This is a genomic window from Emticicia soli, from assembly GCF_037860775.1.
Lineage (GTDB): Bacteria > Bacteroidota > Bacteroidia > Cytophagales > Spirosomataceae > Emticicia > Emticicia soli.
Window position 1 is genome coordinate 591,889 of the sequence record NZ_JBBEWC010000001.1, and the last position, 14,550, is coordinate 606,438.

The window sequence follows — 14,550 nt, forward strand, 5'->3', positions numbered from 1 at the left end:
AGTAAAATTTCATGAAAATTTCGTAATTTCGTAGTATGGATTAAAGTGACATCTATTGGAGTCGCTTGGTCTCTATCGCTTAGATATTTGTTATTGGAACTTGCAGAATGTTTTTAGAAAAAATCTCTCTCTCTAATTTTAAAAATTACGAAGAAGCCACATATACTTTCTCACCACAGGTAAACTGTATTGTGGGCGAAAACGGTAGTGGTAAAACCAATCTGCTCGATGCTATCTATTTTCTTGCACTTAGTAAAAGTTCTATTCACCATCAGGATGCGCTCAATATCAATCATGAATCTGAATTTATGTTGATAGATGGTATTTTTAATAAAAAAGACAGAACAAATCAGATTACCTGCTCTATTCAGCGAGGGCAACGGAAGATTTTGATGCACGAAAAAAAGCCTTATGAGCGTATCTCTGAGCATATCGGCCAATTTCCTGTTGTTCTGATTGCGCCAGACGACACTGAATTAATTAAAGAAGGAAGCGAAGACAGAAGACGTTTTTTTGATGGGGTGCTTGCGCAGATGGATAACGAATATCTGAACGATTACCAGCAATACAACCGCATTTTAGAGCAACGCAATAGTTTGCTGAAAATATTTGCCGACCGTAATTTTATAGACCAGGATTTACTTGATACATATTCTGACCCTTTGGTAAAACTAGCTTTGCGTATTTATAAACAAAGAAGAAGTTTTGTGGATACGTTTCTACCTATTTTTAAAAAGCATTATTTGGTTATTAGTGAGGGTAGGGAAGAAGTAGAGATTATTTATGAATCGGAAGTAGCAAGTGGCGAATTCCCACAGGAGTTTAGGTTGAACAGGCAAACTGATGTACGAGCCCAACGTACCACCAAGGGCATTCATAAAGATGATTATGTTTTTGAAATAGATTCATATCCTATCAAAAAATTTGGTTCACAAGGACAGCAAAAGTCATTTGTAATGGCGCTTCGCCTTGCTCAGTTTGAAATGATAGAAACCCTGAAAGAAACCAAGCCAATCTTACTGTTAGATGATATTTTTGACAAACTAGACGATAGAAGAATAAACAGCCTGATAGAAAGTATTAATAACAATACATTTGGACAGGTGTTTATTACCGATGCCCGCCCTGAGCGCACACAGAAGATTCTGGAAGATGTAAAAGCAGAAGTTAAGTACTTTACTATCAATCATAAACACAAACCGGTGGATTTTTAAAGTCGGGCTATTAATTACATCTTTTTATTTCATTTTTTCTGTTCTTCATTCTTCATTTTTCAATATTTTCCGTATTTTTGCACCCGCGTTGAAAAAATCGACGTATTTTTTGCCCCTTTTCTGAAGCAAATGGTTCTTTCGGAGGGGTTCATCTAAAAATTTTTGAACCAATGTCACAAAAAATCAGAATCAAATTAAAGTCATTTGATCACAATCTAGTGGACAAATCGGCTGAGAGAATTGTGAAGGCTGTAAAATCTACAGGTGCTGTTGTTAGCGGTCCAATTCCATTACCAACTCGTAAAGAAATCTTCACAGTATTGCGTTCTCCGCACGTTAACAAAAAATCACGTGAGCAGTTCCAATTATGTACTTACAAACGTCTGATCGACATTTACTCGGCTAGCCCGAAAACTGTTGATGCCTTGATGAAATTGGAATTACCAAGTGGTGTTGACGTAGAGATTAAAGTGTAGTTATCTCTTAATTGATGCGATAGGCCTCTGAAATAAATTATTCAGAGGCTTTTTTTATGCGTTTGTGGTTCTATTTATAAAAAATTAATGTAATAATTCTGCTAGATTGCCTACATACGCAAATAGAATATCTCAATATTTTTCATCCATAATGATTTAATTCCTAAATTTGCTACCCACTAAGCAAAAGAGTATTTACAAATTTTAAGCAAAATAGATTCAGATGGCAGCTACGAAAGAAAAAGCACCAAAGGTAAAATACAGTAAAGAAACATATATGTATTGGTACGAGTCTATGTATCTTCAAAGAAAATTTGAAGAAAAAGCCGGACAATTATACGGCCAGCAAAAGATTCGTGGATTTTGTCACTTATATATTGGGCAAGAAGCTTGTTCTTCAGGAGCTGTTTCGGCACTAACCAAAGACGATAAGTGGATTACAGCATATAGAGACCATGGTCATCCATTAGCATTAGGCACAGACCCTAACAGAATAATGGCTGAGCTTTATGGTAAAGAAACAGGTACAACAAAAGGAAAAGGTGGCTCGATGCACATTTTTGATAAAGAAGTAAACTTTATCGGTGGACATGGTATCGTAGGAGCGCAAATTCCGTTAGGTGCAGGTATTGCCTTTGCCGAAAAATATAAAGGTACTCAAAACCTGTGTATGTGTTATTTCGGTGATGGTGCCGTACGTCAGGGCGCATTACACGAAGCATTTAACATGGCAATGACCTGGAAACTTCCGGTTGTTTTTGTAGTAGAAAACAACGGTTATGCTATGGGTACATCTGTAGAGCGTACATCGAACGTAAGAGAACTTTACACAATTGGTGAGTCTTATGATATGCCGGCAGAACCAGTTGACGCAATGGACGTTGAAATGGTACACGAAGCAGTAAAACGTGCTGCCGACCGTGCTAGAGCAGGCGAAGGCCCAACATTCTTAGAGTTTAAAACTTACCGTTTCCGTGGACACTCAATGTCTGACCCACAAAAATACCGCTCGAAAGATGAGGTTGAAGAGTGGAAAATGCGTGATCCGGTAGAACTTTGCCGTCACCGTATTTTAACTAACGGTATTGCTACAGAAGCAGAATTAGAAGAAATTGACGCTCGTGTGAAATCGAAAGTAGACGCAGCAGTAAAATTTGCTGAAGAATCTCCATTCCCTAAAGCAGAAACAGCGTTTGAAGACATCTACGTTCAGTCTGATTATCCTTTCTTAAGAGAGTAGTCGAATATAACTTATATAAACAAAAGCCAGCGAAAGCTGGCTTTTGTTGTTTACGTCGGCCTATAAATCTCCTTTCTGCGGGCGTAGCACTATGTCTTCAATCACGGCGCTGTCTGATAAATTGTAGGCCGTCCAGACGGTTTTAGCTACATCATTGGCAGTCATAAATCTTTCTGCTGGAATATCAACCCCAGCCCAGCTATCGGTCAGTACTGCTCCGGGCATAATCGATGTAACCTTTATATTATAAGGCTTCATTTCTTCTCTTAGCCCTTTGCTAAAGCCCAATAAAGCAAATTTAGAAATACTATACGAGCCTCCGTTCGGATACGCCATCAGGCTGGCAACCGAGCACATATTAAATATATGGCCGCTTTTTTGGGCAATCATATCTTTTACTAAACCTCTTGTAAGATGATAGGCGCTATAAAGGTTGGTTTCAATCAGGCTTTCTAAAACGCCATCTTCTTCTTCGTGGATATTGCCAGGTATAAAGTTGCCAGCATTATTCACTAAAACATCAACAGGCTTTTTAAGTGATTTTACAAAATCTACCAAGCCTATTACCTGTGCTTTTATGCCTAAATCGGCGGCATAAGTATGGCATCTTACATTATACTGGCTAGTGATGGAATCCTGCAAGTTTTCCAGATCCTTATTTTTTCGGGCTGATGCCACTACATCAAATCCGTTTTGGGCAAATATTTCAACTATAGCTCTGCCTATTCCTCTAGTACCCCCTGTAACAACTATTAATTTATTGCTCATTATCTGATTTATTAAAGTGTTTTTGCTATTGGTTTGGTTTTTGAATATAAATTACATAACTAAAATTCATTATTAAACAATTCGTTATCTTTGCAAATATCGTTAAAAACTTAGCTTAAAATTATGTTATCTGTTGTAGGAAAGTATTTAATATTTCTGGGGAAGCTATTTACCCGACGGGAAACGTTTAAAGTATATTGGAACAGGTTTTTAGACGAGTGCTTAGCCATAGGCATCAGCTCTATTTTTATTGTTGCCATTGTGGCTATATTTATAGGCGCTGTAACCTGTGTTCAGACCCGAGCCAACCTGGTAAGCCCAGTGATACCTGTCTATATTGTGAGTAATATTGTGCGAGATATGACACTTCTTGAGCTTTCTTCAACATTTATGTGCGTAGTGCTAGCCGGAAAAGTAGGGTCGAACATAGCGGGAGAGCTGGGAACCATGAAAATAAGTGAGCAAATAGATGCTTTAGAGGTAATGGGTATTAACTCGGCCTCTTATCTGGTATTACCCAAATTACTAGCATCTATTTTTACATTTCCTTTGCTAGCCATTATTTCAGGGTTTCTTGGCATATTTGGTGGTTATATGGCTGGTACTTTAACGGGAATTATTACACCTGAGGACTATATCTACGGTATCCGGTATTCTTTTATTCCGTTCAACGTTTTTATAGCTATTATCAAAGCCTTTGTATTTGGGTTTCTTATTTCAACAATCTCGGCTTTTAAAGGGTACTATACTCGTGGAGGTGCTTTAGAAGTAGGGCAGGCGAGTACCTCGGCCGTAACCAATAGCTGTATAGCAGTTTTAATAGCCGATTACCTATTGGCAGAGTTATTGACATAAAAAGCCTATTGAATAGATTAATTATAGTGTGCAATTCAGGATTGAGATTATATGATAGAAATAAAAAACATTTCGAAATCTTTCAACGACCGTAAGGTATTAGATAATGTAAGCAGTGTATTCGAAAAAGGGAAGACAAGTCTGGTAATTGGTGCGAGTGGTACAGGTAAAAGCGTACTTCTGAAATGTATGCTTGATTTGGTACGACCAGAAAAAGGAACAACCCTTTACGATGGGCGTGATTTTTATATAGGCGAAGACGAAGATAAAAAGAATATTCGTCGTGAAATGGGTGTGTTGTTTCAAGGTGGGGCATTGTTTGATTCCCAGACGGTGCATAAAAATGTGCAATTTCCTTTAGATATGCTTACCGAAATGCCTGAAAAGGAGAAAAAAGACAGAGTAGAGTTTTGTTTGCACAGAGTGGGGCTGGAAGGAACAGGAAACCGTATGCCTGCTGAAATATCTGGCGGTATGAAAAAAAGGGTGGGTATTGCACGGGCAATTGTGATGAACCCGAGATACCTGTTTTGTGATGAGCCAAACTCTGGACTTGACCCGCTTACTTCGATTAAAATCGATGAACTGATTAAGGAAATAACAGAAGAATACAAGACAACTACTGTTATTATCACGCATGATATGAACTCGGTTCTTTCAATCGGCGATTACATTATGTTTCTTTACAAAGGCAAAAAAATATGGGAAGGTAATAGTCAGACAATTCTTGATGCTAGCGTGCCGGAATTAGAAGAGTTTGTTTTCTCTAATAAGGCCTTAAAGCAAATGCGAGACGATAAACGTCATTAATATATGCTTCGGGTTCCGTCTTCTATCAGTGCCAATGAGTTCGAATCATTAAAGATTCAGGACATGACCTTTGTCGCTTATCGCAATAATGTATATCCGCCTCGTAACGAAATCTTCTTTGAAGAACACGCTATTATTTATGTCTTAGAAGGGGAGAAAAAGTTTATTTCTCCTACGCAGGATATTCATGTACAGAAAGGGCAGATTCTGTTTTTTCAGCGAGGTTGTTATTCAATGAATGAATCTATCGATAGCAATTATCGGAGCCTTGTTTTCTTTTTTCCTGAGAATTTACTGAAAGAATTTGTGGCACAAAATCTTTCACTATTCGAAGATTCTACCGATGGGCCTTTTGAACAAATACTCAGTTTAGAAAGCACCGACAACTTCGACAAATTTGTTGACTCTCTTATTCCTTTTTTTAGTGCCCGAACCAATCTTTTGAACCAGTTTCTGAAACTGAAATTCAATGAATTAATGCTACACCTGATAGAACTCGACCGTAGCAATCAATTCAGAAGAACCTTGTTTAAGATATATCAGGGTCAAAAAATAGATTTAGCCTATTTGCTCGAAAACTACTACCTAAAGCCACTATCTATCGAAGAATTGGCACGGATTTCGGGTAGAAGCCTCTCAGTTTTTAAAAGAGACTTTGAGCAGCAATACCATACTTCACCAGCTGCCTGGATAAAAAACAAGCGATTAGAGTACGCCTCTTTTCTTCTACACAACACCTCTAAAAACGTTTCAGAAATCAGCCTTGAAATAGGCTACGAGAGCGTTTCACACTTTATCAAAGCATTCAAAGAAAAATACGGTTTTACGCCCAAGAAAAACACCTGAACCAAAAACACTATTTTTTGGGCGTATTTCGTTAATCCTTATTGAGTTTTTATACTCAATTTTGTAACGTTAAAACCAAAACATGTCAGCAGATAAGTTTCAGAATAAATACCGTATTCCATCTGCTCGACATCCGAACTGGGATTATGGTTTAAATGGAGTATATTTCATTACAATCTGCACAAAAAATCGACAATACTTTTTTGGTGAGTGTATTGAAGGCAAAATGAAATTATCAACAGCTGGTGCTATTGTTCAAGGCTTTTGGTACGAAATTCCAAAACATTTTCCATTTGTTTCATTAGGTAATTTTATTGTAATGCCTAATCACATTCATGGTATTTTGATTTTGAGTAAAAATTTGACTAAAAATATTGATGATATATCTATTAGCGACGTAGAGACAGGGCATTGCCCTGTCTCTACACAGAATGATGGATTAACAAAAGAAGATAGCCCCTCCAAATTACGTTTCAGAAATCAGGGCAAAAATACAGTTTCGTCAATCATTGGGTCATTTAAATCGGTTTGTACGAAACATATTCATAAAATAATACCTGATTTTGGGTGGCAAACTCGTTTTTGGGACAATATTATTAAAGACGATAGCTCTTTTTATGCTATCAGCCAATATATTATCAATAACCCACTTACTTGGGAAAATGATAAGCTTTTTGGCGAAGAGACAGTTAAGTTAACAGAATCGTCAAGCAATATTGACGAATAAAACAATAATAAAACGCTTAAATATAAAAATGTCAACACCAAAATCACTATTCGACAAAGTATGGGATGCCCACGTTGTTCGTAAAATCGAAGATGGCCCGGATGTGTTCTTCATCGACCGTCATTTTATTCATGAAGTAACAAGCCCGGTGGCTTTTCTTGGCCTCGAAACCAGAGGAATCGACGTATTATTTCCAGAACGTACATTTGCTACTGCCGACCATAATACACCTACAATTAATCAGCACTTACCGGTAGCTGACCCTCTTTCGGCCAACCAGCTTAAAGCACTTGAGGTTAATACTGCAAAATATGGTATTTCTCACTGGGGCTTAGGACATCAGAAAAACGGTATTGTACACGTAGTAGGGCCAGAAAACGGTATTACGCTTCCGGGCATGACCATCGTGTGTGGTGACTCCCATACATCTACGCATGGCGCATTTGGTGCTATTGCATTTGGTATTGGTACATCAGAGGTTGAAATGGTACTTTCGTCGCAATGTATCATGCAGCCTAAACCTAAAAAAATGCGTGTTACTATCAATGGCAAATTAGGCGCAGCCGTTATGCCAAAAGACGTAACGCTTTATATTATTGCACAATTATCGGCAGCAGGTGCAACAGGCTATTTTGTAGAATACGCCGGAGACGTTTTCAAAAACATGTCGATGGAAGGTCGTATGACGGTCTGTAATATGTCTATCGAAATGGGTGCAAGAGGTGGTATGATAGCCCCTGACGAAACTACTTTCGCTTATTTGAAAGGGAGAGAGTTAGCACCAAAAGGCGAGGCTTGGGATAAAGCAGTAGCATATTGGAAAACCCTACCAACTGAAGAAGGCGCAACATTCGATTTAGAATATACTTTTGATGCCGCCGATATTGAGCCACAAATTACTTATGGTACAAATCCGGGCTTAGGTACAGGTATCTCTCAAAATATCCCAACAGCGAGCCAGGTAAAAGATGGTGAAGCTAGCTACAAAAAATCCTTAGGTTATATGGGCTTTGCTGAAAACGAGCAAATAGTTGGTAAACCTATCGACTACGTTTTCTTAGGAAGTTGTACCAATGGCCGTATCGAAGATTTCCGTGCCTTTGCTTCTATCGTAAAAGGTCGTAAAAAAGCTGATAACGTAACAGCATGGTTAGTGCCGGGGTCTCATATTGTAGAGTCGCAAATTAAAGAAGAAGGTATCTTAGATATTCTGAACGACGCAGGCTTTGAACTTCGTCAACCAGGCTGTTCGGCATGTTTAGCCATGAACGACGACAAGATTCCTGCAGGTAAATATGCAGTTTCTACTTCAAACCGTAACTTCGAAGGTCGCCAGGGGCCGGGTGCACGTACACTATTGGCTAGCCCATTAGTTGCAGCAGCAGCAGCAGTAACGGGCGTGGTAACTGACCCAAGAGAATTAATCTAAACATTAAACATTGTATGTCAGATACCTACATTTAGTAATGTATCTGACATTGAAAATATTACGACAAATGGCTTACGATAAATTTACAGTACTTACGAGTACAGCAGTACCTATGCCTATCGAAAACGTAGATACTGACCAGATTATCCCTGCACGTTTCTTGAAAGCAACTAAACGTGAAGGCTTCGGCGATAACTTATTCAGAGATTGGAGATATAATTCAGACGATACCCCTAAACAAGATTTCGTATTAAACAACCCGATTTACTCAGGTAAAATTCTTGTAGGTGGCCGTAACTTCGGTAGTGGTTCAAGCCGTGAGCACGCTGCATGGGCTATTTACGACTACGGTTTCCGTTGTGTAGTATCTAGCTTTTTTGCTGATATTTTTAAAGGAAACTCTATAAACGTAGGCCTTTTGCCTGTACAGGTAAGCCCTGAGTTTCTGGATAAAATCTTTAAAGCAATAGAAGCAGACCCTAAAGCAGAGCTTGAAGTAAGCTTGCCAACACAAACAATTACAATTGTTGCAACAGGCGAAAGCGAAGGGTTTGCAATTAATGGCTACAAAAAAGAAAACCTTATGAATGGCTACGATGATATTGATTATCTACAAGCCATGAAAAGCGAGATAAAAACATTTGCTGAGGCAAGTCTCTATTAATTAGTACCTACAAAAGGAGACAACAAAACCACTGTTTTTAAGCAACAGCAAAATGAAATATATAGAAATAATGGATACAACACTCCGTGATGGTGAACAAACCAGCGGAGTGTCTTTTTCTGCTACCGAAAAACTAACCATTGCCCAGATATTATTGACAGAAGTAAAGGTTGACCGCCTTGAGGTTGCTTCTGCCAGAGTTTCGGACGGGGAGTTTCAGGCAGTGAAAAAAATTACTTCTTGGGCAGCAGAAAACGGATTCTTAGATAAAATAGAGGTTTTAACCTTTGTTGATGGTGATACTTCTGTAAAATGGATGCTGGAAGCAGGGGCTAAGGTAATGAACTTACTTACAAAAGGCTCGCTGAATCATCTTACTCACCAACTCAAAAAAACGCCCGAACAGCATTTTGAAGAAATTGCACAGGTAATTGCTCTGGCAAAAGCTAACGACATTAAGTGTAATGTGTATCTGGAAGATTGGAGCAATGGCATGAGGAATTCTCGTGAGTATGTGTTTCAGTATCTCGATTTTCTTACGCAACAGCCTATTGAAAGAGTATTGTTACCTGATACCTTGGGGGTATTAACACCTAAAGAATCTTACGATTTTATTCATGCAATTGTTGAGCGTTACCCAAATACGCATTTCGATTTTCATGCGCACAATGATTATGATTTGGGTGTGGCAAACGTAATGGAAGCCATAAGGGCAGGTGCTCAAGGTTTGCACCTAACTGTAAATGGTATGGGCGAGCGTGCCGGAAATGCACCGCTAGCTAGTACAATTGCTGTTTTGAACGATTTCTTTACTGATGTAAAAACTTCTGTTAACGAGCAGTCATTGTATTCAATTAGTAAAATCGTAGAAACATTCTCGGGTTTTGGTGTGCCTGTTAATAAGCCTGTGGTAGGAGAGAATGTGTTTACCCAAACGGCAGGTATCCATGCTGACGGAGACAATAAAAACAATCTGTATTTTAATGACCTGATGCCTGAGCGTTTTGGGCGTAAGCGTCAATATGCACTAGGTAAAACTTCGGGTAAGGCCAATATTGAAAAAAACCTGCAAGAATTGGGTATAAAACTCTCTCAGGCCGACCTAAAGAAAGTTACGCAACGTATCATTGAGCTAGGCGATAGAAAAGAGGTTGTTACGAAAGAAGATTTACCTTACATTATTTCTGACGTAATTGATAGTAATGCCATTGAAGAAAGGGTAGAGGTTATCAATTATGTACTTACGCACTCAAAAAATCTTCGTCCGTCTACTACTTTAATGGTAAAAATTGATGGACACATGTATGAAGAAAGTGCACAGGGCGATGGTCAGTACGATGCATTTATGAATGCATTGAAAAAGATATATGATAAAAAGAAAGTGATTTTACCAGTATTAACTGATTATTTCGTTCGGATTCCGCCGGGAGGTAAAACAGATGCGCTTTGTGAAACAATAATTACCTGGAAACATAACAGCAAAGAGTTCAAAACCAGAGGCCTTGATTCTGACCAAACGGTATCAGCCATCAAAGCCACTCAAAAAATGCTCAACCTGATTTAATTTTACTTAACCATTTAACCACGGAGTTTCACTAAGTTATGGCACTGAGTTACACGGAGTTAAATGATTTATCAGGTAAGGTATTAAAAGCATCTTATGAGGTTCATACTGCTCTAGGGCCAGGTCTTTTAGAAAGCGCTTATAAAGAATGCTTGTTTTATAAATTATTTCAGGCTGGTATTATAGCTGAAAAAGAGAAACCAATGCCATTGGTTTTTGAAGAAGTGAAGCTTGATTGTGGATACAGAATTGATATTTTGGTTGAGAATCAGATAGTATTAGAAATAAAGTCAGTAGAGGCAATTAATGATGTTCATCGGGCACAGGTATTAACATACATGAGGTTGGGTAAATATAAATTAGGTTATCTAATGAATTTTAATGTTGTAAGTTTAAAAGAAGGAATTAAACGGTTCGTATTATAAAACTCGGTGAAACTCCGTGCAAAACTCTGAGTTACTCCGTGGTTAAACAATAATCAAATAAATGAAAAAACATATCTTAGTTGTTCCCGGAGACGGTATCGGGCAAGAAGTAACAGCCGTTGGAAAAAAAGTAGTAGAAAAAATAGCTCAGAAATTCGGTCATGAGTTTACTTACGACGAAGCACTAATAGGTCATGTAGCCATTGAAGCCACCGGCGACCCACTACCCCAAGAAACACTAGAAAAAATGCGTGCTTCTGATGCCGTACTTTTCGGAGCCGTTGGTCACCCAAAATATGACAACGACCCTAGTGCAAAAGTTCGTCCTGAGCAAGGTTTGTTGAAAATGCGTAAAGAATTAGGACTTTATGCCAACCTACGCCCTATTAAATTGTTTGATGAGTTATTAGGCGCATCAAGCATCAAACCTGAAATCTTAAAAGGTTCAGATATACTTTTCTTCCGTGAATTAACAGGAGATATTTATTTCGGAGAAAAAGGCCGTAAAAACGATGGCGATACAGCTTATGATATTGCTGAATATAGCCGCTACGAAGTAGAGCGTATTGCTCGCAAAGCTTTTGATGCAGCCATGACACGTGGTAAAAAAGTAATGTCGGTTGATAAAGCCAATGTACTAGAAACTAGCCGCTTGTGGAGAGAAGTAGTACAGAAAGTTGCTAAAGAATACCCAGAAGTAACAGTTGAGCATCAGTTTGTTGATTCAGCAGCTATGTTGCTAATCAAAAATCCAAAACAATTTGATGTGGTTGTTACAGCCAACTTGTTTGGCGATATTCTTACTGACGAAGCCTCACAGATTGCAGGTTCAATGGGTATGTTAGCCTCAGCTTCGGTAGGAGATAGCACAGGTGTATATGAGCCAATTCACGGTTCGGCGCACGATATTACAGGTAAAGGTTTAGCCAACCCAATGGCATCTATTCTATCAGCGGCCTTGATGTTAGATATTTCTTTCGGCTTAAAAGCTGAGAGCGAAGCTATCATTTCGGCAGTTGAGCAGACTTTGAAAGCAGGTTTCCGTACCGGAGATATTGCTGATGCCTCTACACCAAAAGATATGATTCTGGGAACAGAAGCTATCGGCGAAGAGATTTTAAAGAGAATTTAAGCATTAATATAGTTTTCTTATTTGAATAGACGCGTCGCATAGCTTATGTGGCGCGTTCTTTTTTTCATCAGAATTATTAGTTATTTTTGAAGAAAAATTTACTTAAACGCCCCCAATGAAAAAGATACTTTTTGTTTTTGTCGCAATGTTTGTCAGTCATTTGTCATTTGCTCAGTTGCCCAAAATTGGTTATGTGTATGATGATTATGTAATGATAAATCTGAAAGAAGTAAAAGATTTACAGAATGAAGTTGGTACTAAAAGAGAAGAATTGTCGAAACAATTACAGGCAAAAGGTGATGAGTATCAAGAAAAATATGCCAAATACCAACAATCATTAAGAGATATATCAAACATCACTACCGAGTCGTTGAATGCCGCTTTGAAGGAAGTGCAGGATTTGAAAAAAGCAGCTGATGAATTTCAGGAAACCGCAGAGGCGCAGTTACAAACGCTTATTCAGACAAAATACAGAGAGATTAGAGATAAGGTTGATGCTGCTACAAAAAAAGTAGCTGCCGAAAAAGGATATAAATTTGTGTTCAGAAGAAACGCTGATTACAGCAACAGAGAATCGACACCTATATTGCTGTATGCCAACGACAACGGGAAAGATGATATTTCTGATGCTATTTTGTTGAAAATGGGTACTACTCCGCCACCAAAACAAACAACAGCAGCAACTACTCCTGCAAAGTCAACAACACCAGCAGCCAAGAAGCCTGCGGCGAAGAAACAATAGTAAAGAGCAGCTTATTTTGAATGGCCAGAGCCATAAATAAAATGGGGTTTGATACATTTGTATCAAACCCCATTTTATTATAATCAATCGGTAATGTATTACTTCTTCCAGATTTCGTTAAAAGCCTCTTGTATTACCTCTTTATCATCGAAATGGTGTTTTACTCCCTTAATATCCTGATAAGTTTCGTGGCCTTTGCCAGCTACCAGAATAATATCTTGTGGGCGAGCTATTTTTACAGCTTCAAATATAGCATCACGACGGTCTTCAATGGTCTGTACTTTATTTACATAGATTGCTGGCACGCCGCTTTCCATTTGTCCAAGAATAAATAAAGGGTCTTCGTTTCTTGGGTTATCAGAAGTCAGAATCACACGATTGCTGAATCGACAAGCAATTTCGGCCATTATCGGGCGTTTGGTTGCATCTCTGTTACCGCCGCAGCCTACAACTGTTATAATTTGCTGGTTACCGTCTTGTAAATCAACAATGGTTTCCAATACGTTTTTCAGCGCATCGGGTGTATGTGCATAGTCAACAATGCCTACAATATGGTTTTGTGAAACTACTTGCTCAAATCTACCTGCTGGAGGCTGAATGTCTGATAATTGCATTAAAACCTCATCAGGGTTTTCGCCTAATAAAACCGCAGCACCATACACACCCAACAAGTTATAAGCATTAAAAGCACCAATCAGTTTAAACCAAACTTCTTTGTTATCAATATCCATCTGTAAGCCAAATAGGCTACAAGCCAGAATTTTTCCTTTAAAACTACCGATATTTCTTAGCGAATACGATTCTTTGCGTGCGGCAGTATTCTGAATCATTATTTTACCGTTTTTATCGTCGGTATTCACTAAGGCAAATGCAGAAGATGGTAATTGGTCGAAGAAGCCTTTTTTTGCTCTGATGTAATTATCGAAGGTCTCATGAAAGTCGAGGTGATCGTGGGTAATATTGGTAAATATACCACCTGCAAAATGTAATCCGGCGATACGCTCTTGTACTACTGAATGCGAGCTAACTTCCATAAAACAATAAGTTACGCCTTTCTGAACCATATCATGCAATAGTTCATTGATTTTTACAGAATCGGGGGTAGTATGTGTAGATGGAATGATATCATCGTCAATCTGATTCTGTACGGTAGAAAGTAAGCCACAGCGATACCCTAGTTTTCTGAACAAACGGAAAAGTAAAGTAACCGTCGAGGTTTTCCCGTTGGTACCTGTTACACCTACCAGCTTTAACTTTTTTGAGGGGTTCTCGTAAAAATTAGCCGCCATTAAACCCATCGTACGAGCAGAATTACCAACTTGCAAATAACTTACGTTTTCATGTAAGGTCTCAGGAAGACGTTCGCAAAGAATAGCCGTAGCACCTGAGCTAATGGCTTTTTCAATAAAAGTGTGCCCGTCTACTTGTGTGCCGCCAATAGCTACAAACAGGGTATCTTGTAGCACCTGACGAGAATCAAAGACAATGTTTTTTATTTCTATATCGGTTTTACCCGAAACTGCTTGTAAAGGAACTTTATATAGGATGTCGCTTAATATCATAGAGCTTATTGAAATGATGATGTTGATAATCGCCAACAAATATATTACATATAAAATTTATCTTGTTTTCAATTGTCAGGATTATTAATGTCGTAA

15 protein-coding genes are annotated in these 14,550 nt (G+C 38.4%); 13 read left to right on the forward strand and 2 right to left on the reverse strand.

What is annotated here, in order from left to right; all coding sequences use genetic code 11:
- Nucleotides 1-107: 107 nt before the first annotated feature.
- From recF to pdhA, 3 genes are all read left to right on the forward strand, one after another.
- The gene (gene recF / locus WAE64_RS02440; protein WP_340234134.1) at nt 108-1,214 is read left to right on the forward strand and encodes a DNA replication/repair protein RecF; all 1,107 of its coding nucleotides are present in this window, start codon (nt 108-110) and stop codon (nt 1,212-1,214) included.
- A gap of 170 nt (nt 1,215-1,384) precedes the next feature.
- Nucleotides 1,385-1,690, forward strand: coding sequence for a 30S ribosomal protein S10 (rpsJ, locus tag WAE64_RS02445; protein ID WP_101724935.1), 306 nt, complete (start codon nt 1,385-1,387; stop codon nt 1,688-1,690).
- 223 nt (nt 1,691-1,913) lie between these two features.
- Nucleotides 1,914-2,930, forward strand: a complete 1,017-nt coding sequence (gene pdhA / locus WAE64_RS02450; RefSeq protein WP_340234152.1) for a pyruvate dehydrogenase (acetyl-transferring) E1 component subunit alpha — start codon at nt 1,914-1,916, stop codon at nt 2,928-2,930.
- Between the two features lie 60 nt (nt 2,931-2,990).
- Here pdhA and WAE64_RS02455 read toward each other — a convergent pair whose 3' ends face one another.
- Nucleotides 2,991-3,698, reverse strand: coding sequence for an SDR family oxidoreductase (locus tag WAE64_RS02455; RefSeq protein ID WP_340234154.1), 708 nt, complete (start codon nt 3,696-3,698; stop codon nt 2,991-2,993).
- Between the two features lie 123 nt (nt 3,699-3,821).
- Between WAE64_RS02455 and WAE64_RS02460 the strand changes: the two genes are divergently transcribed.
- From WAE64_RS02460 to WAE64_RS02505, 10 genes are all read left to right on the forward strand, one after another.
- Complete coding sequence (locus WAE64_RS02460; RefSeq protein WP_340234156.1) at nt 3,822-4,553, forward strand: MlaE family ABC transporter permease; 732 nt, start codon at nt 3,822-3,824, stop codon at nt 4,551-4,553.
- A gap of 51 nt (nt 4,554-4,604) precedes the next feature.
- Complete coding sequence (locus WAE64_RS02465) at nt 4,605-5,363, forward strand: ABC transporter ATP-binding protein (protein ID WP_340234158.1); 759 nt, start codon at nt 4,605-4,607, stop codon at nt 5,361-5,363.
- A 3-nt stretch (nt 5,364-5,366) separates the two neighbouring features.
- Entirely contained in the window at nt 5,367-6,209 is an 843-nt protein-coding gene (locus tag WAE64_RS02470; protein ID WP_340234160.1) for a helix-turn-helix transcriptional regulator, read from the forward strand.
- Nucleotides 6,210-6,291: 82 nt separating this feature from the next.
- Nucleotides 6,292-6,936 carry a transposase gene (locus WAE64_RS02475; protein ID WP_340234162.1) on the forward strand — a complete coding sequence of 215 codons (645 nt, stop codon included), beginning with the start codon at nt 6,292-6,294 and terminating at the stop codon, nt 6,934-6,936.
- 28 nt (nt 6,937-6,964) lie between these two features.
- Nucleotides 6,965-8,365 carry a 3-isopropylmalate dehydratase large subunit gene (gene leuC, locus WAE64_RS02480; RefSeq protein ID WP_340234164.1) on the forward strand — a complete coding sequence of 467 codons (1,401 nt, stop codon included), beginning with the start codon at nt 6,965-6,967 and terminating at the stop codon, nt 8,363-8,365.
- A 67-nt stretch (nt 8,366-8,432) separates the two neighbouring features.
- Entirely contained in the window at nt 8,433-9,029 is a 597-nt protein-coding gene (leuD, locus tag WAE64_RS02485) for a 3-isopropylmalate dehydratase small subunit (RefSeq protein WP_340234166.1), read from the forward strand.
- A gap of 52 nt (nt 9,030-9,081) precedes the next feature.
- On the forward strand, nt 9,082-10,593 hold the full coding sequence (locus WAE64_RS02490) for an alpha-isopropylmalate synthase regulatory domain-containing protein (protein ID WP_340234168.1): 1,512 nt from the start codon (nt 9,082-9,084) through the stop codon (nt 10,591-10,593).
- Nucleotides 10,594-10,631: 38 nt separating this feature from the next.
- The gene (locus WAE64_RS02495; RefSeq protein WP_340234170.1) at nt 10,632-11,018 is read left to right on the forward strand and encodes a GxxExxY protein; all 387 of its coding nucleotides are present in this window, start codon (nt 10,632-10,634) and stop codon (nt 11,016-11,018) included.
- Between the two features lie 61 nt (nt 11,019-11,079).
- Nucleotides 11,080-12,150: a 3-isopropylmalate dehydrogenase gene (leuB, locus tag WAE64_RS02500; RefSeq protein ID WP_340234172.1), complete on the forward strand. Its 1,071-nt coding sequence runs from the start codon at nt 11,080-11,082 to the stop codon at nt 12,148-12,150.
- A 115-nt stretch (nt 12,151-12,265) separates the two neighbouring features.
- Nucleotides 12,266-12,892, forward strand: coding sequence for an OmpH/Skp family outer membrane protein (locus tag WAE64_RS02505; protein ID WP_340234176.1), 627 nt, complete (start codon nt 12,266-12,268; stop codon nt 12,890-12,892).
- Between the two features lie 98 nt (nt 12,893-12,990).
- Here WAE64_RS02505 and WAE64_RS02510 read toward each other — a convergent pair whose 3' ends face one another.
- On the reverse strand, nt 12,991-14,454 hold the full coding sequence (locus tag WAE64_RS02510; RefSeq protein ID WP_340234179.1) for a UDP-N-acetylmuramoyl-L-alanyl-D-glutamate--2,6-diaminopimelate ligase: 1,464 nt from the start codon (nt 14,452-14,454) through the stop codon (nt 12,991-12,993).
- Between the last annotated feature and the right edge of the window lie 96 nt (nt 14,455-14,550).